The 19,452-nt window shown below is 66.2% G+C and carries 20 protein-coding genes and 1 tRNA gene; 9 read left to right on the forward strand and 12 right to left on the reverse strand.

Annotated features, from left to right (window positions below; genetic code table 11):
• Positions 1-6: 6 nt before the first annotated feature.
• The 5 genes from arsC to chrA all read left to right on the forward strand — a co-directional run bounded on the left by arsC (position 7) and on the right by chrA (position 4,046).
• Entirely contained in the window at positions 7-429 is a 423-nt protein-coding gene (gene arsC / locus AC3IPP_RS10285) for an arsenate reductase (glutaredoxin) (RefSeq protein ID WP_489148923.1), read from the forward strand.
• Entirely contained in the window at positions 429-1,514 is a 1,086-nt protein-coding gene (gene arsB, locus AC3IPP_RS10290) for an ACR3 family arsenite efflux transporter (RefSeq protein WP_489148924.1), read from the forward strand. The genes arsC and arsB overlap by 1 nt, the downstream gene beginning before the upstream one ends.
• Positions 1,514-1,954, forward strand: a complete 441-nt coding sequence (gene arsN2 / locus AC3IPP_RS10295) for an arsenic resistance N-acetyltransferase ArsN2 (protein WP_489148925.1) — start codon at positions 1,514-1,516, stop codon at positions 1,952-1,954. The genes arsB and arsN2 overlap by 1 nt, the downstream gene beginning before the upstream one ends.
• Positions 1,951-2,697, forward strand: a complete 747-nt coding sequence (gene arsH / locus AC3IPP_RS10300) for an arsenical resistance protein ArsH (protein WP_489148926.1) — start codon at positions 1,951-1,953, stop codon at positions 2,695-2,697. Before arsN2 ends, arsH begins: the two co-directional genes overlap by 4 nt.
• Before the next feature lie 137 nt (positions 2,698-2,834).
• Positions 2,835-4,046, forward strand: a complete 1,212-nt coding sequence (gene chrA / locus AC3IPP_RS10305; RefSeq protein ID WP_489148927.1) for a chromate efflux transporter — start codon at positions 2,835-2,837, stop codon at positions 4,044-4,046.
• Positions 4,047-4,086: 40 nt separating this feature from the next.
• Here chrA and AC3IPP_RS10310 read toward each other — a convergent pair whose 3' ends face one another.
• The 3 genes from AC3IPP_RS10310 to AC3IPP_RS10320 are packed head-to-tail and all read right to left on the reverse strand — an operon-like array spanning position 4,087 to position 4,972.
• Entirely contained in the window at positions 4,087-4,305 is a 219-nt protein-coding gene (locus tag AC3IPP_RS10310) for a GDCCVxC domain-containing (seleno)protein (RefSeq protein ID WP_489148928.1), read from the reverse strand.
• Positions 4,302-4,583: a hypothetical protein gene (locus AC3IPP_RS10315; protein WP_489148929.1), complete on the reverse strand. Its 282-nt coding sequence runs from the start codon at positions 4,581-4,583 to the stop codon at positions 4,302-4,304. Before AC3IPP_RS10315 ends, AC3IPP_RS10310 begins: the two co-directional genes overlap by 4 nt.
• Positions 4,580-4,972: a hypothetical protein gene (locus tag AC3IPP_RS10320; RefSeq protein WP_331032561.1), complete on the reverse strand. Its 393-nt coding sequence runs from the start codon at positions 4,970-4,972 to the stop codon at positions 4,580-4,582. Before AC3IPP_RS10320 ends, AC3IPP_RS10315 begins: the two co-directional genes overlap by 4 nt.
• A 137-nt stretch (positions 4,973-5,109) precedes the next feature.
• Here AC3IPP_RS10320 and AC3IPP_RS10325 point away from each other — a divergent pair, with 137 nt between their 5' ends.
• Positions 5,110-5,559, forward strand: coding sequence for a MerR family transcriptional regulator (locus AC3IPP_RS10325; RefSeq protein WP_331032560.1), 450 nt, complete (start codon positions 5,110-5,112; stop codon positions 5,557-5,559).
• 62 nt (positions 5,560-5,621) lie between these two features.
• Here the strand turns inward: AC3IPP_RS10325 and AC3IPP_RS10330 are convergent, their stop codons facing one another.
• The 6 genes from AC3IPP_RS10330 to clpX all read right to left on the reverse strand — a co-directional run bounded on the left by AC3IPP_RS10330 (position 5,622) and on the right by clpX (position 13,719).
• Complete coding sequence (locus tag AC3IPP_RS10330; protein WP_489148930.1) at positions 5,622-6,746, reverse strand: PepSY-associated TM helix domain-containing protein; 1,125 nt, start codon at positions 6,744-6,746, stop codon at positions 5,622-5,624.
• Positions 6,746-8,908 (reverse strand): TonB-dependent receptor, encoded by a 2,163-nt coding sequence (locus AC3IPP_RS10335; RefSeq protein ID WP_489148931.1) that lies wholly within the window; start codon positions 8,906-8,908, stop codon positions 6,746-6,748. Before AC3IPP_RS10335 ends, AC3IPP_RS10330 begins: the two co-directional genes overlap by 1 nt.
• 348 nt (positions 8,909-9,256) lie before the next feature.
• Positions 9,257-9,333 (reverse strand) — tRNA-Val (locus AC3IPP_RS10340).
• A 46-nt stretch (positions 9,334-9,379) separates the two neighbouring features.
• The gene (locus AC3IPP_RS10345; protein WP_489148932.1) at positions 9,380-9,655 is read right to left on the reverse strand and encodes an HU family DNA-binding protein; all 276 of its coding nucleotides are present in this window, start codon (positions 9,653-9,655) and stop codon (positions 9,380-9,382) included.
• A 119-nt stretch (positions 9,656-9,774) separates the two neighbouring features.
• A complete protein-coding gene (gene lon / locus AC3IPP_RS10350; protein ID WP_489148933.1) occupies positions 9,775-12,174 on the reverse strand; it encodes an endopeptidase La in 2,400 nt (799 codons plus the stop codon).
• A 276-nt stretch (positions 12,175-12,450) separates the two neighbouring features.
• Complete coding sequence (clpX, locus tag AC3IPP_RS10355) at positions 12,451-13,719, reverse strand: ATP-dependent Clp protease ATP-binding subunit ClpX (RefSeq protein ID WP_087140556.1); 1,269 nt, start codon at positions 13,717-13,719, stop codon at positions 12,451-12,453.
• Between the two features lie 196 nt (positions 13,720-13,915).
• Between clpX and AC3IPP_RS10360 the strand changes: the two genes are divergently transcribed.
• Positions 13,916-14,563 carry an HAD-IB family hydrolase gene (locus AC3IPP_RS10360; protein WP_489148934.1) on the forward strand — a complete coding sequence of 216 codons (648 nt, stop codon included), beginning with the start codon at positions 13,916-13,918 and terminating at the stop codon, positions 14,561-14,563.
• 6 nt (positions 14,564-14,569) lie between these two features.
• Here the strand turns inward: AC3IPP_RS10360 and AC3IPP_RS10365 are convergent, their stop codons facing one another.
• Complete coding sequence (locus tag AC3IPP_RS10365; RefSeq protein ID WP_489148935.1) at positions 14,570-15,748, reverse strand: MFS transporter; 1,179 nt, start codon at positions 15,746-15,748, stop codon at positions 14,570-14,572.
• 114 nt (positions 15,749-15,862) lie between these two features.
• Here AC3IPP_RS10365 and AC3IPP_RS10370 point away from each other — a divergent pair, with 114 nt between their 5' ends.
• Together AC3IPP_RS10370 and AC3IPP_RS10375 are read left to right on the forward strand one after the other, a co-directional pair.
• Entirely contained in the window at positions 15,863-16,672 is an 810-nt protein-coding gene (locus AC3IPP_RS10370; protein WP_489148936.1) for an AraC family transcriptional regulator, read from the forward strand.
• 102 nt (positions 16,673-16,774) lie between these two features.
• Entirely contained in the window at positions 16,775-17,662 is an 888-nt protein-coding gene (locus tag AC3IPP_RS10375) for a sulfite exporter TauE/SafE family protein (protein ID WP_087140552.1), read from the forward strand.
• A 10-nt stretch (positions 17,663-17,672) separates the two neighbouring features.
• Here AC3IPP_RS10375 and AC3IPP_RS10380 read toward each other — a convergent pair whose 3' ends face one another.
• Complete coding sequence (locus AC3IPP_RS10380; protein WP_489148937.1) at positions 17,673-18,359, reverse strand: GntR family transcriptional regulator; 687 nt, start codon at positions 18,357-18,359, stop codon at positions 17,673-17,675.
• A gap of 83 nt (positions 18,360-18,442) precedes the next feature.
• Entirely contained in the window at positions 18,443-19,441 is a 999-nt protein-coding gene (locus AC3IPP_RS10385) for a 4-hydroxyproline epimerase (RefSeq protein WP_489148938.1), read from the reverse strand.
• Positions 19,442-19,452: the final 11 nt, after the last annotated feature.

Here is a 19,452-nt window from a genome sequence, read left to right on the forward strand (position 1 = left end):
GTCATCATGGACGTCGTCATCTATCACAACCCCGCCTGCGGGACGTCGCGCAACGCCCTGGCCCTGATCCGCCACGTCGGGATCGAGCCGCACGTCGTCGAATATCTGAAGACACCGCCCAACCGCGCCATGATCCTGAAGCTGGTCGAGCGCATGGGCGTCCCGCTGCGCAGCCTTCTGCGCGAAAAGGGCACGCCCTTCGCCGAACTCGGGCTGGGAGATCCCGCCCTGAGCGACGATCAACTGCTGGACGCCATCGAGGCGCATCCGGTCCTACTGAACCGTCCCATCGTCGTGTCCCCGCTGGGCGTGAAGCTGTGCCGGCCGTCCGAGGCGGTTCTCGACCTTCTGCCGTCCGATGGGCTCAAGCCCTTCACCAAGGAGGACGGCGAAATCGTCATCGACGCCGAGGGCCGGAGGGTCCGCTGATGGTTGATGCCGCCATCGCCGATCAGTCGAAACGCCGCCTCTCTTTCCTGGACCGCTGGCTGACGCTGTGGATTTTCGCGGCCATGGCGCTGGGCGTGCTGCTGGGCACGGTCGTGCCGGGCCTGCCCGCCTGGATCGACAGCCTGTCGGTCGGAACGACCAACATCCCCATCGCCATCGGCCTGATCCTGATGATGTATCCGCCGCTGGCGCGGGTGAAGTACGAGGAACTGCCGCGCGTCTTCGCCGACAGGCGCGTGCTTGCCCTGTCCCTGTTCCAGAACTGGGTGCTGGGGCCGGTGCTGATGTTCGCCCTCGCGGTGATCTTCCTGCGTGATCAGCCGGAATACATGACCGGCGTCATCCTGATCGGCCTGGCCCGCTGTATCGCCATGGTGCTGGTATGGAACCAGTTGGCGCGCGGCGACAACCAGTATGTGGCGGGCCTGGTCGCCTTCAACTCGATCTTCCAGATCGCCTTCTTCAGCCTCTACGCCTGGCTGTTCCTGACCGTGCTGCCACCCCTGTTCGGGCTGGAGAGCAGCGTGGTGGACGTCAGCGTCTGGACCATCGCCGGCGCCGTCCTGGTCTATCTGGGCCTGCCCTTCCTCGGCGGCTTCCTGACCCGGCGCACCCTGGTCTCGAGAAAGGGAAGCGACTGGTACGAGACGCGTTTCCTGCCGCGCATCGCCCCGATCACCCTGATCGCCCTGCTGTTCACCATCATCGCCATGTTCAGCCTCAAGGGCGGCGAGGTCGTCGCCCTGCCGCTGGACGCCCTGCGCATCGCCATCCCGCTGACGATCTACTTCTTCGTCATGTTCGTGGTCAGCTTTCTGATGGGGCGGCTGATCGAGGCGGACTATCCGCGCACCACGGCCCTGGCCTTCACCGCCGCCTCCAACAATTTCGAACTGGCGATCGCCGTCGCCATCGCCGCCTTCGGACTGGCCTCGCCGGTCGCCTTCGCCGCCGTCATCGGTCCGCTGGTCGAGGTGCCAGTGTTGATCCTGCTGGTCTCGGTCGCCCTGTGGCTGGGCCGCCGCTACTTCCCCGCGACCGCCCCGAAGAAGGACGTCTGCTGATGACCTTCAACGTCGAGGCCTTGTCCGAGCCCACGCCCGACCTGATCGCTTCGCTGGAGGCCGCCGGCCTGCCGACGGATGACCTCCATGAGCCCGGTCGACGCTTCTACCGCTTCGAGGATGACGGCGGGCTGATCGGCTACGGCGGGCTGGAGCAGATCGGCCCCGACGTCCTGATCCGCTCCATGGTCGTCGTCGACGCCCGTCGCGGCGAAGGCCACGGCTCTGCAACCCTGTCCTGGCTGGAAACCGAGGCGGCCGAGCAGAATGCGTCCGGCCTCTATCTGCTCACGACCTCGGCGACCGCCTTCTTCCAGCGGCACGGCTACACCGCCTTGCCTCGATCAGCCGCGCCGACCGCCATGGCCGCCTCCAGGCAGTTCAGCGCCCTGTGCCCGGCCTCGGCGGCTTTCATGTTCAAGGAGTTGCGTCCCCAATGACCCGTCTTCGCGACCTGCCCGATCCGGGCCACCTGCCCGCGCTCGACCCGGCCTACCTGTCCAGCCAGCCCGCGCTCGGCCTCGGCCCGAACGACCATCCACCGCGTATCCTGCTTCTCTACGGGTCGCTGCGGGATCGGTCCTTTTCCCGCCTGTGCGTCGAGGAGGCCGCGCGCCTTCTGCGCTTCATGGGTTGCGAGACGCGCATCTTCGATCCGTCCGATCTGCCCCTGACCGATCAGGTCGACTATGACGACCACCCCGCCGTGCACGAACTGCGCGAACACGCCCTGTGGTCTGAAGGCATGGTCTGGAGCAGCCCTGAGCGCCACGGCCAGATTTCGGGGATCATGAAGCTTCAGATCGATCACCTGCCGCTGAACATGGGCGGCATGCGCCCGACCCAGGGTCGCACCCTGGCGGTCATGCAGGTGTCCGGCGGCTCGCAGAGTTTCAACGCCGTCAACACCCTGCGCCTGCTGGGCCGCTGGATGCGGATGATCACCATCCCCAACCAGTCCAGCGTGGCCAAGGCCTTCATGGAATTCGACGACAATGGCCGCATGAAGCCGTCCAGCTACTATGACCGCATCGTCGACGTGATGGAGGAGCTGGTGCGCTTCACCGTCCTGACCCGCGCCCACGCCGGCCAGTTGGTGGACCGCTATTCCGAGCGGAAGGCGTCAGGCACGCCCATTGATGCGGCCAACGACCTGTCCGCCATCGCGATCAGGTCGGCTTAGCGCCATGAGCCGTCCTTCGGTGTAATCCGCATGTCGAACGGTCTGACGAGACGATTTTTGAAAGGGTGCTGCCCTGCGAAAGAAGCCATATTGCCGCCGCTGTGGTTGAAGGCGCCCAGGAGATTGGCTGTGTCCCGATGACGTCCGACGGCCCTGGCGAGCTTCGCCCCCCGCATCTGAGCTACGCAGCCCTCTTCCTGCAGTTTCTGCGCTTCGGCGTCCTGGCGTTTGGCGGGCCCGTCGCCCAGATCGCCATGATCCGACACAGGCTGATCGACGAAGGCCGGTGGATGTCGAGCGAGCGCTTCAACCGGCTGCTCGCCGTCCTTCAGGTCCTGCCTGGGCCTGAGGCGCACGAGCTCTGCGTCCATATGGGTATGAGGGCTAGAGGCCGGATCGGCGGCGTCCTCGCCGGCCTCGGCTTCATGCTGCCCGGCCTCGTCCTGATGCTGGGACTGGCCTGGCTCTATTTCTCGATCGGCGTGAAATCGGGCTGGATGACCAGCGCCTTCATCGGAGTCCAGATCGCTGTCTTGGCCGTGATCGTGCGGGCCGCCCACCGGATCGGCCGGCATGTCATGGTCGACCGCAGCCTCTGGCTCATCGGCGCCGCCAGTTGCGCGGCCTCGCTGCTGGGCGTGAGCTTCTGGCTGATCCTGCCGGCGGCCGGCCTGGCCTACGCCCTGGCCCAAAGGGGCAGGCGCCTTGCAGCGGCAGCGCTCTTCATCCTGACGCTCTCGATCGGACTGGCGGCCCGCTATTGGCTCAATGGCCACGGTGCCCCGCTTGCCACGGCGGCTGCCCTCGCGCCGATGAACGCGTCCGTCGCCGCCCTCTTCTTCACCGGCCTGAAGGCGGGACTGCTGACCTTCGGCGGCGCCTACACCGCCATCCCCGTCATGCGCGCCGACGCCGCGAGAGGCGGCTGGATCAGCGACGGCCAGTTCCTCGACGGCGTCGCCCTGGCCCAGGTGATCCCGGCGCCCCTCATCATCTTCGGAACCTTCGTCGGCTATGCCGGCGGCGGTTTTCCAGGCGCGCTGGCGCTGACGGCGGGCATCTTCCTTCCGGCCTTCAGCTTCTCCCTCATCTTTTATGATCGCCTGGAACTGGTTCTCGAGAACAGGTCGCTGCACGCCCTGCTGGACGGCGTCGCCGCCGCCGTCGTGGGACTGATCGTCGCCACCGTCCTTCAGCTGGGAGCCTCTCTGGTCGACACGGTTCCCTACTGGCCGCTGGCCCTGGCGATCTTCGGCGCCGCCCTGGTCGCCGCCTACCGCTGGCGGGCGCAGCTGGCGATCCCCGTCACCCTGGTCCTAGCCGGTCTGGCAGGCGCCCTCGCCTTCTGAGGGTCGTCGCCGTGGGATTGCCCCTGTCGTTGACCGATCCCTAGCCGCAACAGCCCTTGCCATCCTCCTGGATCGGCGGACAGGGCACGTCGGCATAGGAACAGAAGACGCAGCAGTCGCCGGGCAAGGGCTTCAGCTTCACGCCGCAACCGAGGCAGTCGTAGAACCAGATGCAGGCGTCGGTGGGCATGGCTTCGGTCGCGACATGGCCGCAATGCGGACAGGTCAGCGTGGATTGGAGCAGGATGGTCGCGCTCATTTTACGGGCGCCTCAGGGCTTTCTTTACAACCGCAAGAGCCGTCGATGCGGCATGCGGGTTCGGCCCGACGGGGGCGATACAGGGCGACGGCCGCCCCGAGAAGAATGACGACCAGTCCCCCGCAGACGACGGCGTCCCAGTTCCTGCCCAGCGCCAGGCCGAGACCGCCCAGGGTCGCTCCGCCGATCAGAAGAACGGCCGCCGGCACGGCGCAGCAGACCGCACAGGCGCCGGCCAGACCGAGAACCGCCCATCGCGGCCTGAAGCGGCCGCTCATCGCAGAGCCTGCAGCAGGGCCGGTTCTATACGCGGCCACAGCAGGGCGAGCGCCAGCAGACCCGTCGCAATCATCATCATGATGAGGGTGGACCTTGCCGGTCGCAGGCGGCGGTTGAAGGTGCGCCACGCCAGCCAGGCCCAGGCGGCGACCACGATCATCACGGCGACGGCGGTGATCCAGACATGGGCGCCGGACAGCCAGGCCAGGACGCCGCCGAAACCCGCAAGGGCGATGATAGGCAGGGCCAGCGGCACGACGCAGCAGGCCGCACAGGCGACGACCGCCCCTGAGGTCGCCACGATGGAGCCGACGCCGACCGCCTTCTGGTCCACGCCTCCCTTGGCCTGATCGGCCTTGAGCGGCGAACTGGGATTGAGAGACGTCATGATCAACAGCATCCACAGGTTTGAGCCAGGGTCGAGCGACCCGCAGAGTTCGAACTGGGCGCAGCGCGCCGATCCGTTGGACGGTTTGTAGGACTTAAAGTAACTTGAGGTTCAAGCCCTATTCGTTGAGGATCCAAATGGACCGCGAGCTTTCGATCGGCGCCCTCGCCAAGCGCAGCGGCGCGACCCCGCCGACGATCCGCTACTACGAACAAATCGGGCTGGTACGCCGGGCCGAGCGCCGTGACGGAGGTCATCGCACCTATGGCGACGCCGATCTCCAGCGACTGACCTTCATCCGTCGATGCCGGGAACTCGGGTTCCCGATCGAGCAGGTCCGCAGCCTGATCGATCTGCTCGAGAACGGCGGCGACCATTCCTGCCTCGATGCGCGCGACCTCGCCCGCCAGAATCTGAACGTCGTCCAGACGAAGCTCGCTGAACTCAAGGCGCTCGAAGCGGACTTGTCGAAGCTCGTGAGCGACTGCGACGCCGCCTGCGTCAGCGGCCCCAGTCCGAATTGCGCGATCCTAGAAGACCTGGCGCAGACGCGACAAAAGTCGTGTTGCGGACCGAAGGCCGCCTGAGGGACGAGAGAAACGGCCTGGCCAAGCGTCGCCTTCTGGCGCGCGCCCCCTCCCCGCCCGTCTCAGTCTGGCGAACCTCCGCCCGCTCCAACATCTTGGACAGGCCGCGCTCTTGGGCGTCGCCGCTTCGGAAGCCCGCTCGGATTGGACCAGAAGGTCACGACGGCCAGAGAGCCCAGAAGGGTCAGCGCCACACCCGTGATCGCGACGACCAGCCTGTAGGCCAGGCCTCCGACCTTGGCCGCGTGGATCGGGTACTGGGCGTTGACGACCCGAAGTCCAAGCGGCAGCGCCATGGCGTCGCGCGTCCCGACGATCCGCCCGTCAGCGGGATCAAACCACACCTGGGTCCGGCCGTTGGGCAGCCATTCCGCCGCCCGCCGCATCCGCAGGCCGATGAGACCGCCCGGCTTGGTCGGCAGGGAGACGATGCGCAGCTCGGCGTCGGGGAAACGGCCTTGCGCCGCTGTCATCATGGCCGACCAGTCCAGATCGGCGGATAGCGGCCCTCCCTCATGCTTCGGCTGGGCCATGGCCGCTTCCAGATCCACGCGCGGCGACAGGGCCTTGGCCAGGCCGTCATACAGGGGCGACAGGGCCACGATCGCCCCGGTCGTCAGAACCACGGCCAGGACCGGCGCGCTCCACACCCCCATGTCGCGATGGTGTTTGACGATCCCCGGCCGCTTCCAGGTCCTGGGCAGGACCGCGAATACGAAGGTCCGTCGCGTTGGCCACCACAGGATCACCCCCGTAATGACGAACCCCAGACCGGCCAGCCCCGCGATTCCCGCGATGGTCTTTCCCGTGTCGCCGATCAGCAGATAGTGGTGCAGGTCGAACACCCACAGTTCGGGCCGCGCCCACAGGCTGTACCAGCGCGCCACGACCTGTCCCGACTGGGCGACGTAAGCGCCGCGCGTCTTGTCTTCGTAGTTCAGGCGGTGAACGCCCAGCCGGTCAGTCGCCAGGACGACCGAACGCGGTCGGTCCGACGACGCGAACGCCCGATCCAGCGCCGCCCCGATGATCTTCGGGTCCGAAACCCGCGCCTCGGCGGCGTGAGGCACGACGGCGCGCAGCCAGTCGTCCTTGAACACCAGAACGGTTCCGGTCAGCCCCAGGACGAACAGAAGCAGGCCGATCAGCCCCCCGGTCCAGCGATGCGCCAGTCGGACCAGACGCATCAGAAGCGACGGTCCCATCCGAGGGTGAAGGAGCGGCCCCGGCCGGCGAAATAGCGCAGGTTGTCGGTCGGATTGCTGGTGTCGGAGCTGTAGGTCACATAGTCCTCATTGAAGAGGTTCTGGACCGCCAGCGACACGCCGCCAATGGCGAAGTCGTAGCGCAGATAGGCGTCAGCCACGGTGTAGCCTTCGAAATTGTTGCGCACGTCGCCGCCTTCGAAGTCGCGCGCCAGATAGGCCTGGACCTGCAGACGCGCCGACAGCGGGCCGTTGGCGTAGACGGCGGCGGCGTTGATGCGGTCCGGCGAGATGTTGGCCCCGTCCAGATCCCGGTCCACCCGGCCGTCGTCGTTGGTGTCGGTCTGACCGCGCAGGCGGGCGTAGCCGGTCGAAACCGTCAGTCCCTCGATCGGCGTACGCGCGCGCAGGTTCAGCTCCAGGCCCTCGATCTCGACCGCCTGGCGCTGGACGTCATAGACGCCGTCGGCGTTGCGAACGAGGAACTGACCCAGGTCCGAAGAGGACCAGAAGTAGGTCGCCCCGGCTTCGAACGGACCACGCTTCACCTCCAGCCCGATCTCCTGATTGTCCGAGACGACTGGACTGATGTCGAGGAAGCTTTCGACCTTCACCCCATCGACGTTGATGGAGCGCAGGATGCGTCCGACGTCGGGCACGGTGTAGCCCTCGGCGTAGCTGACGTAGGCGCGCACGCCGTCCAGCGGTTCATAGACCACGCCGCCGTTGACCAGGGTCGCCTCGAACTTGGGCTTGCCGCCCGTGACCCGGCGCGAGCCGTAGGAGGCCAGGGTGGTGAAGTCGTCGATCGACAGTTCGACATTCTCCTGACGCACGCCGCCGGCCAGGCGCACCCGGCCGTCGAACAGGCGCATGTTGGCCTGGACGAAGGGGGCGATGCTCTGGAACTCGGTCGGCGGCACCCAGGCGCGGTTGGTCGCGATCATCAACTGCTCGGTGCGATCCTTCATGGCGTCCAGACCCAGCGTCGCCGTCAGCCCCGGCACGCCCGGCACCGCCCGCTCATAGCTGGCCCGCGCGCCCAGCTTGCGCGAGCGGTTCGACGACTGGTCGAACAGGGTCCCGATGGGGGCGATGCTCGCGTCCTGGAAGGTCGCGGAGCGGTCGCCGCCGAAGGTGTCGCGCGTCCGGTTGAAGAAGACCTGGGCGCTGAAGTCGCCGCCCGCCAGATCGCTGTCGGTCAGTGAGGCTGACACCGTCTCAACCCGGTTCGCAGCAGGCTCGCCTTGAACCTGGCCGCGCATGCTGCTGGCCGGACGACCGATCAGGCGATCGCCCGCCACGACCACATAGTCGCCGTCGCCCTTCAGCTCGAAGCGATTGGCGAGCAGATCGAGGCGAACCGTGTCCGTCAGGTCCCAGCCGAAGCGGCCGAAGAAGGACAGGGCCTTGGAATCCTGAACCTCGCCCTGGGTGTTGTCGACGCCGATGCGGCGACCGTTCGCGTCATAGAAGGCGCCGCGCTGGTCGTAGGCCACGCCGAATACGCCGTCGAAATCGCCGTGGCGATAGGCGGCCAGACCGCCCAGCTTGGCCCCGATCCCGTCACCTTCCGGCCCACCCGAACTCGAGACCTGGGCCAGCATCCGACCGGTCAGGCCATCCTCGGTCGGCGCCCCGACCGTCACCTGATTGACCACCCCGCCGGTCGCGCCGATGCCTTGCAGGGCGTTGGAGCCGTAGATCAGCTCCACCCGGTCGATGAAGAAGGGGTCAATCGTATAGCCGTCCCGCGAACCGTCGCGGATCGGCGTCGATTGCGGAATGCCGTTAATGGCGAAAAGCGGCGACCGGCCGCGCAGGCTCTCGCCCGAGCCGGTCAGCTTCTGTCGCGTCGGCGAAAAAGACGGAGACAGGGTCGCAACCGCATCGATCACCGAGCCGCTGATGGCCACCTGTTCCGCCAAGGCCTTGCGATCGATGACATCCACCGTCATCGGCAGGGCGCTGGCAGGCAGGATCGTCCGAGCCGCCGTCACCACCACCTCGTCGACCGTGCTGACCGCCGGCTCCTGCCGCGCCGTCTGGGCGGCGGCTGTCGATGCGAGGGCCGTCCCTGCCAGCAAGGCTGCGACAAGGCTATAGGATCGGCGCGGCGACGGGGCGGTCGAGGGGAAAGACATCGGAGGCTCCTGAAGAAGCCCCGCGCTTAAATGCAATTGCGAGCGATTTGCAACACCAAACTACCCGAACTGCGGATTGCGCAATGTGGGTCTGGCGACGCAGCCTCATAAAGTCCTGCCTAGAGCGGCGCGCCAGGTCACCGAAGCGCGCGCATGCGAGAACTTGATCAAACTCGGATGATCGCCTCGGCTCAGAACACGCCTTAGGGCACCAAACCTGTTCAGGACATTTCAGCGAAATCCGCAGAAACTGCCCCCCTATTGCCCCCCTTGACCCAAATTACTCCGAACCCGGAACAATCTGACTCGCCAAAATCGGCATAATATACTGATTTTGCTAGGAAAATTTGGTAGGCGGCGACGGGTTCGAACCGCCGACCCTCTCGGTGTAAACGAGATGCTCTGACCAGCTGAGCTAGCCGCCCACATCATCCGACTCATCGTCGGGACAGGCTTCATGCCCTGTGGCGGTCAGCCGTTCAAGGCGCTTTTCAAACCTTCGCCGGGACGAAAGCGCGCGGTGCGCGAGGCCGGGCGGGCGATCTCCTGGCCGGTCTGGGGATTTCGGGCCACGCCCGCCTTGCGGTCCACGGCGACGAAGCTGCCGAAGCCGACCAGGCGCACGTCGCGCCCCTGAACCAGAGAGCCCGTCACCTGATCGGTGAAAGCTTCCAGCGCCAGCTTGGCCTGTTCGCGGCTTATGCCCGCCGCCTCGGCCATGCGCCCGATCAGTTCCGTTTTGGTCATGTCTGCGCCTCCCAGCGCGAACGAAGCGCGCACTTAACGCCCTGTCGACACGAAGGTCAAAAAGAAGGCGGTCCGGGTCGCCCCGAACCGCCTTCCTTCATCTGGTCATAGAGCGGGCGTCAGTGGCTGACGCTGGCCCCCTCGCCCGCCGCCGGCGTCGGAGGCGTCGGCGACATGGGCTCGGCCGCCTCGTCCCACTCGACGGGAGTCGGCGTGCCCGTCAGGGCCCACTTCAGCGCCTCATCGGCAGTGGAGATCGGCACGATCTCGAGGGCCGCCTTCACGTTTTCCGGCACATCCTCCAGGTCTTTCTCGTTCTCTTGCGGGATCAGCACGGTCTTCACGCCCGAGCGCAGGGCCGCCAGCAGCTTCTCTTTCAGGCCGCCGATGGCGGTCACCCGGCCGCGCAGGGTGATCTCGCCAGTCATGGCGATGTCCTTGCGGATCGGGATGCCGGTCAGCACCGAGACCATGGCGACGGTCATGGCCACGCCGGCCGAGGGGCCGTCCTTGGGCGTCGCGCCGTCCGGAACGTGGACGTGGATGTCGGTCTTCTCGAACACCGGCGGCTTGACGCCGATGCTGAGCGCGCGGCTGCGGACGTAGGACGCCGCCGCCGAGATCGACTCCTTCATGACGTCCTTCAGGTTGCCGGTCACGGTCATGCGGCCGCGGCCCGGCATCTTCAGGGCCTCGATGGTCAGGATGTCGCCGCCGAACTCGGTCCAGGCCAGGCCGGTGACGATGCCGACCTGATCTTCCGAATCCGTCTCGCCGTAGCGGAACTTCTTCACGCCCGCGTATTCGGCCAGCTTGGCTGCATCCACGGTGATCGAAGCGGTCTTGGTCTTGGCCATCTCGCGCACCGCCTTGCGGGCCAGACCGCCCAGGGCGCGTTCCAGCGAACGCACGCCGGCTTCGCGAGTATAGTAGCGAATCAGGTCGCGGATCGTATCGTCGGGGACGATCAGTTCGCTGTCCTTCAGGCCATGGTCCTTGAGCTGTTTGGGCAGGACGTGGCGCTTGGCGATCTCGACCTTCTCGTCCTCGGTGTAGCCAGAGACGCGGATGATCTCCATGCGGTCCAGCAGGGGCTGGGGCATGTTCAGGCTGTTGGCCGTGGTGACGAACATCACCGGCGACAGGTCGTAATCGACCTCCAGATAGTGGTCGCCGAAGGTCGAGTTCTGGGCCGGGTCCAGCACTTCCAGCAGGGCCGAAGACGGGTCGCCGCGCCAGTCGGCGCCCAGCTTGTCGATCTCGTCAAGCAGAACGAAGGCGTTGGTCGTCTTGGCCTTCTTCATCGACTGGATGATCTTGCCGGGCATGGAGCCGATGTAGGTCCGGCGGTGGCCGCGGATCTCGGCCTCGTCGCGCACGCCGCCCAGCGACATGCGGACGTATTCACGCCCCGTCGCCTTGGCGATGGATTGCGCCAGCGAGGTCTTGCCGACGCCGGGAGGGCCGACCAGGCACAGGATCGGGCCCTTCAGGCTGCCGGTGCGCGCCTGCACGGCCAGATACTCGATGATCCGTTCCTTGACCTTCTCCAGGCCGTAGTGATCCTCTTCGAGGATGTCCTCGGCCTTCTGCAGGTCGATGGCCTTGGGCTTGGTCTTGGACCACGGGATCGACAGCAACCAGTCGAGATAGTTGCGCACCACGGTCGATTCCGCCGACATCGGCGACATGTTGCGCAGCTTCTTCAACTCCGCCTCGGCCTTGATGCGGGCCTCCTTGGACAGGCGCGTCTTCTTGATGCGCTTTTCCAGCTCCAGCAGTTCGTCACGAGCGTCGTCGGTCTCGCCCAGCTCGCGCTGGATCGCCTTCATCTGCTCGTTCAGATAATACTCGCGCTGGGTCTTCTCCATCTGCCGCTTCACGCGGCTGCGGATTTTCTTTTCGACCTGCAGGACGCTGATCTCGCCTTCCATCAGGCCATAGACCTTCTCCAGCCGGGTCGGGATGACCACGGTTTCGAGCAGGGCCTGTTTGTCGGCGATCTTGACCGACAGGTGGGCGGCGACCGAGTCCGCCAGCTTGGACGGATCGGTGATCTGAGGGATGGCGCTGAGGGCCTCAGGCGGGACCTTCTTGTTCAGCTTCACATAGTTTTCGAACTGTTCGATCACGGCGCGCAGCAGGGCTTCGCTCTGCGACGGATCGCCGGCCTCGTCGTCGATCTCGACGGCTTCGGCTTCGTAATAGTCCTCACGGTCAGTGAAGCGGGTCAGGCGCGCGCGCGACTTGCCCTCGACCAGCACCTTCACGGTGCCGTCGGGCAGCTTCAGCAGTTGCAGCACCGTCGCCAGCACGCCGGTCGAATAGATGGCGTCCGTCGCCGGATCGTCGTCAACAGAGTTCTTCTGCGTAGCGAGCAGGATCTGCTTCTCGCCCTTCATGATCTCGTCGAGGGCGCGCACGGACTTCTCGCGCCCGACAAACAGGGGCACGACCATGTGCGGAAAGACGACGATGTCTCTCAGCGGCAGGACAGGGAGGATTTTGCTCTCGGTCATGATGCGTACTTTCCGGGGTCTTCGTGAATCTCAGACCCGCCGAACCGATCCGACTTGGCGTTACTGCCGCCTCGTCTCGACTCGACCCGCTATTTTTCAGCGGCTTTCGTGTGAGTATGTGGTTCTGTCTGGACGCGGTTCAAGCGTAACGGGGCGGCGGCCCACAGAAGCGTGAAAAAGCGTGTGATTTCAGACGAGCTGTTTAGCCGATCCTGAAACGATGAAGGGGCGGCCCGTGGCGAGCCGCCCCTTTTTCGCTTGGATCAGGCCGTGGCGTCAGGCGGCGCCGTCGGCGGTCTTCTTCTTGGTTTCCGAATAGATCAGCAGCGGCTGCGCCTTGCCGTCGATCACCTCGGCGTTGACCACGACCTCTTCGACGCCCTCGAAGGTAGGCAATTCGAACATGGTCTCCAGCAGCACGCCCTCCAGGATGGAGCGCAGGCCGCGGGCGCCGGTCTTGCGGGTGATCGCCTTCTTCGCCACCGCCGACAAGGCGTCGTCGGTGAAGGTCAGGGTGACGTTCTCCATCTCAAACAGTCGCTTGTACTGCTTGACCAGGGCGTTCTTCGGCTCGGTCAGGATGGTGATCAGCGCCGCCTCGTCCAGGTCCTCCAACGTCGCCAGAACCGGCAGACGACCGATGAACTCGGGGATCAGGCCGAAGCGCATCAGATCGTCCGGCTCGACGCCCTTGAGGATGTCGCCCGTGCGGCGCTCGTCGATCTCCTTGACCTTGGCGCCGAAGCCGATGGAGGCCCCTGCACCACGCGCCGAGATCACCTTTTCAAGGCCGGCGAAGGCGCCGCCGACGATGAACAGGATGTTGGCGGTGTCGACTTGCAGGAATTCCTGCTGCGGATGCTTGCGGCCGCCTTGCGGAGGCACGGAGGCGACGGTGCCTTCCATGATCTTCAGCAGGGCCTGCTGCACGCCTTCGCCCGACACGTCGCGGGTGATCGACGGGTTGTCCGACTTGCGCGAGATCTTGTCGATTTCGTCGATGTAGACGATGCCGCGCTGGGCCCGCTCGACGTTGTAGTCCGACGCCTGAAGCAGCTTCAGGATGATGTTCTCGACATCCTCACCCACATAACCGGCTTCGGTCAGGGTCGTGGCGTCGGCCATGGTGAACGGCACGTCGATGATCCGCGCCAGCGTCTGGGCCAGCAGCGTCTTGCCCGAGCCGGTCGGCCCGATCAGCATGATGTTCGACTTGGCCAGCTCGACGTCGTTGTTCTTCGTCGCGTGGTTCAGGCGCTTGTAGTGGTTATGAACGGCGACGCTCAGCACCTTCTTGGCGTGGCTTTGCCCGATCACATAATCGTCGAGGACATCGCGGATCTCCTTGGGCGTGGGTACGCCGTCCTTGGAGGTCTTGAACGCGATTTTGTGCTCTTCGCGGATGATGTCCATGCACAGTTCGACGCATTCATCGCAGATGAAAACGGTCGGTCCGGCGATCAGTTTGCGGACTTCGTGCTGGCTCTTGCCGCAGAACGAGCAGTAGAGCGTGCTTTTGGCGTCTGTGCCGGCGGCTTTGGTCATAGACCCTTCTCACTATCCGCGATCCGCCCCGACATTGGGACGAAAGGCGCTTCCTTCACGATCGATCCAAGGAATCTATCATCGAAGGTCTTCAAAAAATGACAATCACCCATCACACGTTCCGCCACAACCCCGTTGCGGCGCCGCAGCGTGCTTCGGGGATCGGACAGGACAGATAATATGGGGATCACGGCTAATGTCTGACATGGGAAGCGAAAAAGCCTTTCACCAGTCCCCTGCCCCCGGCCAGGCCATCGTCGCCTTCGATTTCGACGGCACCCTGACGATTCGCGACAGCTTTACCGAGTTCCTGAAGTGGCGGGCCGGTCCCTTCCGCTGGGTTCAGGGCCTGGCGCGGCTGATCCCGGCCGTCTTCGCCTATCTGAGCGACAAGGATCGCGGCCGGATCAAGGTCGCCTCGGTGCGCGAGTTCCTGATGGACGCCGACCGCAAGGCGCTGGAAGCCGAGGCCGAACGCTTCGCCACAGACATCTGGCCGCGCTTCATGCGCCCGGACGCCCTGGCGACATGGGAAGACTGGGGCCGTCGCGGCGCCCACCGCGTCATCGTCACCGCCTCGCCCGAGACCACCGTCGCCCCCTTCGCCCGCAAACTGGGCGCCGAGAACCTGATCGGCACCCGACTGGCCTTCGATGACCAGGACCGGGTGCTGGGAACCTTCGTCGGCGGCAATTGCCGGGGCGAGGAGAAGATGCACCGCCTGCGCGCCGCCTACGGCGCCGACATGCAGCTGGCCGCCGCCTATGGCGACACCTCGGGCGACGCCCAGATGATCGCGGCGGCGGAGGAAAAGGGCTTCCGCGTCTTCACCGCTCGGCCGTGACCGAGCCTAGGCGAGCTGGCGATCACGCCCGGCGCCCAGCCCCAGCCCGACCATCAGGATGCACAGGGCGCCGCATACCGCCAGGGCCGGAGCCCAGGCGCCGACCGCGTCATGCAGGGCTCCAATAGAAACGGGCGCGCAGGCGGACATCAGATAGCCGACCGACTGGGTCATGCCTGAAAGCTGCGCGGTCTGCTCGGCCGAACGGCTCCGCAGACCGATGAAGGCCAGGGCCAGGATGAAGGCGCCGCCGATGGCGAACCCGAACAGGGCGACCCAGATCATCGCCAGTCCCGGCGCGACGTACAGGCCCGTCAAGGACACGAGACCCAAAAGGGAGAAGCCCGCCGCCAGCGCCCGCTGATCCTTCAACCGGCGGACCAGGGGGACCAGAACCAGACCCGGCGCCGCCGTGGCCAACTGCATCACTCCGTGCAGGCCGCCCGCCGCTTCCGGCGACGCCCCCGCGCTCGTCAGGATCGACGGCAGCCAGGCCGCCACCGCGTAGTAGACGAAGGAGTTCACGCCGAAGAAGAGCGTCACCTGCCACGCCAGGCCCGACCGCCACACCGAAACGCCGCTCACGCCCGCCGCCTCGGCACCTGGCGCGGCCCCCGGCGCGGACCAACGACGCAACTGCGGAATCCAGACCAGAGCCGCCGCCGTCGGCAATACGACCAACGCCGCCAGCGCCAGCCGCCAGTCGAACGCCTGCGCCAGCGGCGCCATGACAGCCGACGCCCCGGCCGAGGCCACGCCCATGGTGATGGCGTAAAGGGTCGTCAGCTTGGTGATCTGATCGGGAAAGTCCCGCTTCAACAGGCTGGGCAGCAGGGTGTTGCCGATGGCGATGCCCGCCCCGAGCACGAACGACCCCAGATAGAGCGTCCACAACGGCCCGGCGGACCGGATCGCCACGCCTGCGATCATGGCCGCCAGCGCCAGGAAGATCGCTCGTTCCAGCCCCACAGCCCTGGCCAGCCGCGCCGCGAACGGCGAGACGACGAAGAAGGCCAGCAGCGGCAGGGTGATCAGGAAGCCCGCCTGGCTCGCCCCCAGGCCGAACGCCTGGCCGATATCGCCGAGCAGCGGCCCGGCCCCCGTGAAGGTCCCGCGCAGGGTGCTGGCCACCAGCAGCACGCCGGCGATGATCCAGAGCGGATGCAGTGAGGTACGCGTAGTCATGACAAGCCGCCGGCTACAGTCGCCTCGGGAGGAAGGCCGGCTCACGCTAGCGATGGAGCGATCGGCTAACTTCGGATATTCAGGCATGAAGTTTCGATAATCGGTCAGATCGCCATGACCTCCCTGCACGCCTGCTTCCAGAGCTTCGACCCCGACGCCTTTCCTCAGGACGCCATCGCCGTCAGCCTGGGCGGATCGGCCCATGACGTCGAACTGCCCCTGCACACCCATCGCAAAGCCCAACTGGTCGTGGCGCTGCAAGGCGGCGTCATGTGCCGGACGGAGGACGGTCTGTGGATGGCGCCCCTGGGCGGCGGCGTCTGGGCGCCCGGCGGCACGCCGCACAGCAACCGCGTCACCGCCAACGGCCGCGTCTGCATGGTGTTCGTCGAGCCGGACGTGCCCGGCCTGCCCGACCGATGCTGCACCCTGTCGCTTAGCCCCATGTTGATCGAACTGATCCGCCATCTCGCCCGCCAGCCCACGCCCGTCTATGCGCCCGGCGGCCACCTGGACCGGATCGCCCAGGTCGTTCTGGAAGAGCTGCGGCGGACGGAAATCGCGGCCCTGCATCTGCCGATCCCCGCCTCCCCCGCCTTGCGCCGCATCGCCGAGGCGCTGATCGAGAACCCCGGCGACCGATCCACCGTGGGCGAATGGGCGCGCCGCGTCGCCATGAGCGAACGCACCCTGACCCGGTTGGTCGTGCGCGAGACGGCCATGAACTTCAGCCGCTGGCGCCAACAATTGCAGATCGTCCTGGCCTTGCAGCGACTGTCATCCGGCGCCTCGGTCCAGAGCGTCGCCTATGACCTGGGCTACGAATCCGCCAGCGCCTTCATCACCATGTTCAAGACCGTCATGGGTAAGCCCCCCGCCAGATATATCGCGCAGGCCGACCGGCGCCCGCTCGATCAGGCCTGAGCACAGACAAAGCTCTCAACGTATATTGTATCTGATTTATAGGCGTGTTTTCCTTCGGCTCGACCGTCCGGCAAGGGCGGCGAGACCTCGGGGGAGGGAAACATGATCGTAGCCGTTCTATTGACGGTGCTGGCGCTGCTGGCCGCCTATTACGCCGTGCAACTGGTCCGCACGGCCAGGGCGCGCGGCGAACTCAGACCCAAGGCCGAGGGCGTGGCCATCGGCGCCGTCGCCAACTTCTTCGACGCCCTGGGTATCGGGTCATTTGCGCCGACGACGGCCTGGCTGCGGTTCCGCAAGCTGGTCCCCGACAGCTTCCTGCCCGCCGTGCTGAACGCGGGGCACTGTCTACCCACGGTGATGCAGGGGCTGGTGTTCATGAAGCTGATCCAGGTCGATCCGGTGCTGCTGATCGCCTGTATCGGCGCCTCGATCCTGGGCGCGGTGATCGGTGCGCCCATCGTGCTGCGCCTGCCTGTGCGGGCGGTGCAGACGGTGGTCGGCGCGGCCCTGCTGATCGCCGCCGCCCTCTACGCCATGACCAATCTGAACCTGATGCCCGCAGGCGGCGAGGCGGTGTCTCTGGAGGGAAATCTGTTCATCGTCGCCGTACTGGCGCATCTGGTCATGGGCGCGCTGATGAGCTTCGGCATCGGCCTCTATGCGCCGTCCCTGATCATGCTCAGCCTGATGGGGATGAACCCGACGGCGGCCTTTCCCATCATGATGGGCGCCTGCGCCTTCCTGATGCCAGTGTCGAGCCTGCGCTTCATCAGGAGCGAGCGCATCGACCTGCGCCTGGTGCTGGGCATGGCGATCGGCGGGATACCGGCCGTGCTGCTGGCCGCCTTCGTCATCACCTCCCTGCCGCTGACGGTTCTGCGCTGGGGCGTGGTGGTCGTGGTCCTCTACGCCGCCGCCAGCCTGCTGACGACCGCGTTCAAATCAACGCAGCCCGCCGCCGCACCTGCAGACGTCAAGGAAACCTGAGCCTCTTCGCTCAGGAGGCCTTGCGCCCGGCGGCTTCGGCCGCCTCCAGCTCGAACTCCTCGCGCAGGTCGCGCAGGGTGTGCTCCAGGTGCGCGTTCGCCAGGCGACGCACGGCGTCGGCGTCCCGGTCCAGCCATGCCTGCAGGATCTCGCGGTGCTCGGCCTCGGCCGTCACGTGACGGCCCTTGTGCTCCAGGTGCTTGCGGACGTAGCGGTCCGCCATGACGTGCAGGCGGGCGGTGATCTCGGCCGTCAGCACCCGCTGGCCCGGCTGAACCAGGGCCATGTGGAAGGCGCGATTCAACGGGCCGACGCTGGGCAGGCGGGCCGCAGCCGCCGCGTCCAGTTCGGCCAGCACGCGCTGAGCCGTGGCGCGCTGAGCCTCGTCAGCAATGAGGCAGGCCTGGGCCGCCGCTTCCGGCTCCAGCTTCAGGCGCAGTTCATAGATTTCCTCAGCCTCGGCCGCACTCATGCCGCGCACGAAGAAGCCCCGGTTGGCGTGCGACACCACCAGGCCGTCCTGCTCCAGCCGCACCAGGGCCTCGCGCAGGGGAATCTTGGAGACGTTCAGATCAGCCGCCAGCGCGTCCTGCCGGATCGGCACCTCAGGCGCGATCGCACCGGACAGGATCATGTCGCGCACCACCTCCATCAGGCGGTCGGACAGGGTGCGGACTTCAAGCGGGGCTGCGGCCATGCGGTTCATCAAATGGAAAAGGCTGGGCCGGTCGCCCGGCCCAGCCTTAACTCGCAATGTCCGCAATTACGATGTGGAATACGTCACACCACCTGGAAGCCGCCCCAGAAGGGATCGCGTCGATCCACCCAGATCGTGTTGAAGCCCGTGGCGATCGCCGAGCCTTCAATCGAGGGCACGATCGCCTTATGGTCGCCCACAGTCGTCTCCGCCTCGACCCGGCCAATGAAACGGCTGCCGATATAGCTTTCGTGGACGAAGGCGTCGCCGGTCTTCAACCGCCCCTTGGCGTGCAGATGGGCCAGCCGCGCCGAGGTGCCGGTGCCGCACGGACTGCGGTCGATGGCCTTGTCGCCATAGAAGACGGCGTTGCGGCCGTCGGCCCCCTGCCCCTTCGGCTTGTCGGCCCAAAGAACATGGCTGACGCCGTTGATCGAGGGCTCGTCCGGGTGAACCGGATGGAAGGCCGCCCGCACCCGCTCGCGCACCAGGCCGCTCAGTTCGATGATGCGGCTGGCGCCCAGATCATCCAATCCGGTGTAGGCGCCCTGCGGCTCGACGATGGCGTAGTAGTTGCCGCCGTAGGAGACATCGACCGTCAGCGGACCGAGGCCCGGAACGTCGATCTCGATCCCTTCCGCCGCCAGATAGGCCGGGACGTTGCGGATACGCACCGAGGTCACGCTGCCGCCCTCAGTCTCATAGGCGATGTCCAGCACGCCCGCCGGAACCTCGATCTTCAGCCGCCCCGGCGTTCGCGGCCGGATCAGGCCGTGCTCGATGCCGAAGGTGATCATGCCGATGGTCCCGTGGCCGCACATGGGCAGGCAGCCGCTGGTCTCGATGAACAATATGCCCGCGTCCGCGTCCGGCAGGGTCGGCGGATACAGGAAACCGCCGCTCATCATGTCGTGGCCGCGAGGCTCGAAGCACAATGAGGTGCGGATCCAGTCATAGCGGCTGAGGAAATCCAGCCGCCGCTCGGCCATGCTGGCCCCTGACAACAGGGGCGCGCCGCCGGCGACCAGGCGAACCGGGTTGCCAGCGGTATGACCGTCAATGCAGAAGAAGACGTCGCGCATTCAGTTTCCCG

Source organism: Brevundimonas sp. KH_060, from assembly GCF_057838275.1.

What these genes read in the sequence shown, in the direction of transcription:
- arsC (WP_489148923.1), top strand. Translation starts at nt 7, where the DNA reads ATGGACGTCGTCATCTATCACAACCCCGCCTGCGGGACGTCGCGCAAC.
- arsB (WP_489148924.1), top strand. Translation starts at nt 429, where the DNA reads ATGGTTGATGCCGCCATCGCCGATCAGTCGAAACGCCGCCTCTCTTTC.
- arsN2 (WP_489148925.1), top strand. Translation starts at nt 1,514, where the DNA reads ATGACCTTCAACGTCGAGGCCTTGTCCGAGCCCACGCCCGACCTGATC.
- arsH (WP_489148926.1), top strand. Translation starts at nt 1,951, where the DNA reads ATGACCCGTCTTCGCGACCTGCCCGATCCGGGCCACCTGCCCGCGCTC.
- chrA (WP_489148927.1), top strand. Translation starts at nt 2,835, where the DNA reads ATGACGTCCGACGGCCCTGGCGAGCTTCGCCCCCCGCATCTGAGCTAC.
- AC3IPP_RS10310 (WP_489148928.1), bottom strand. Translation starts at nt 4,305, where the DNA reads ATGAGCGCGACCATCCTGCTCCAATCCACGCTGACCTGTCCGCATTGC.
- AC3IPP_RS10315 (WP_489148929.1), bottom strand. Translation starts at nt 4,583, where the DNA reads ATGAGCGGCCGCTTCAGGCCGCGATGGGCGGTTCTCGGTCTGGCCGGC.
- AC3IPP_RS10320 (WP_331032561.1), bottom strand. Translation starts at nt 4,972, where the DNA reads ATGACGTCTCTCAATCCCAGTTCGCCGCTCAAGGCCGATCAGGCCAAG.
- AC3IPP_RS10325 (WP_331032560.1), top strand. Translation starts at nt 5,110, where the DNA reads ATGGACCGCGAGCTTTCGATCGGCGCCCTCGCCAAGCGCAGCGGCGCG.
- AC3IPP_RS10330 (WP_489148930.1), bottom strand. Translation starts at nt 6,746, where the DNA reads ATGCGTCTGGTCCGACTGGCGCATCGCTGGACCGGGGGGCTGATCGGC.
- AC3IPP_RS10335 (WP_489148931.1), bottom strand. Translation starts at nt 8,908, where the DNA reads ATGTCTTTCCCCTCGACCGCCCCGTCGCCGCGCCGATCCTATAGCCTT.
- AC3IPP_RS10345 (WP_489148932.1), bottom strand. Translation starts at nt 9,655, where the DNA reads ATGACCAAAACGGAACTGATCGGGCGCATGGCCGAGGCGGCGGGCATA.
- lon (WP_489148933.1), bottom strand. Translation starts at nt 12,174, where the DNA reads ATGACCGAGAGCAAAATCCTCCCTGTCCTGCCGCTGAGAGACATCGTC.
- clpX (WP_087140556.1), bottom strand. Translation starts at nt 13,719, where the DNA reads ATGACCAAAGCCGCCGGCACAGACGCCAAAAGCACGCTCTACTGCTCG.
- AC3IPP_RS10360 (WP_489148934.1), top strand. Translation starts at nt 13,916, where the DNA reads ATGTCTGACATGGGAAGCGAAAAAGCCTTTCACCAGTCCCCTGCCCCC.
- AC3IPP_RS10365 (WP_489148935.1), bottom strand. Translation starts at nt 15,748, where the DNA reads ATGACTACGCGTACCTCACTGCATCCGCTCTGGATCATCGCCGGCGTG.
- AC3IPP_RS10370 (WP_489148936.1), top strand. Translation starts at nt 15,863, where the DNA reads ATGACCTCCCTGCACGCCTGCTTCCAGAGCTTCGACCCCGACGCCTTT.
- AC3IPP_RS10375 (WP_087140552.1), top strand. Translation starts at nt 16,775, where the DNA reads ATGATCGTAGCCGTTCTATTGACGGTGCTGGCGCTGCTGGCCGCCTAT.
- AC3IPP_RS10380 (WP_489148937.1), bottom strand. Translation starts at nt 18,359, where the DNA reads ATGGCCGCAGCCCCGCTTGAAGTCCGCACCCTGTCCGACCGCCTGATG.
- AC3IPP_RS10385 (WP_489148938.1), bottom strand. Translation starts at nt 19,441, where the DNA reads ATGCGCGACGTCTTCTTCTGCATTGACGGTCATACCGCTGGCAACCCG.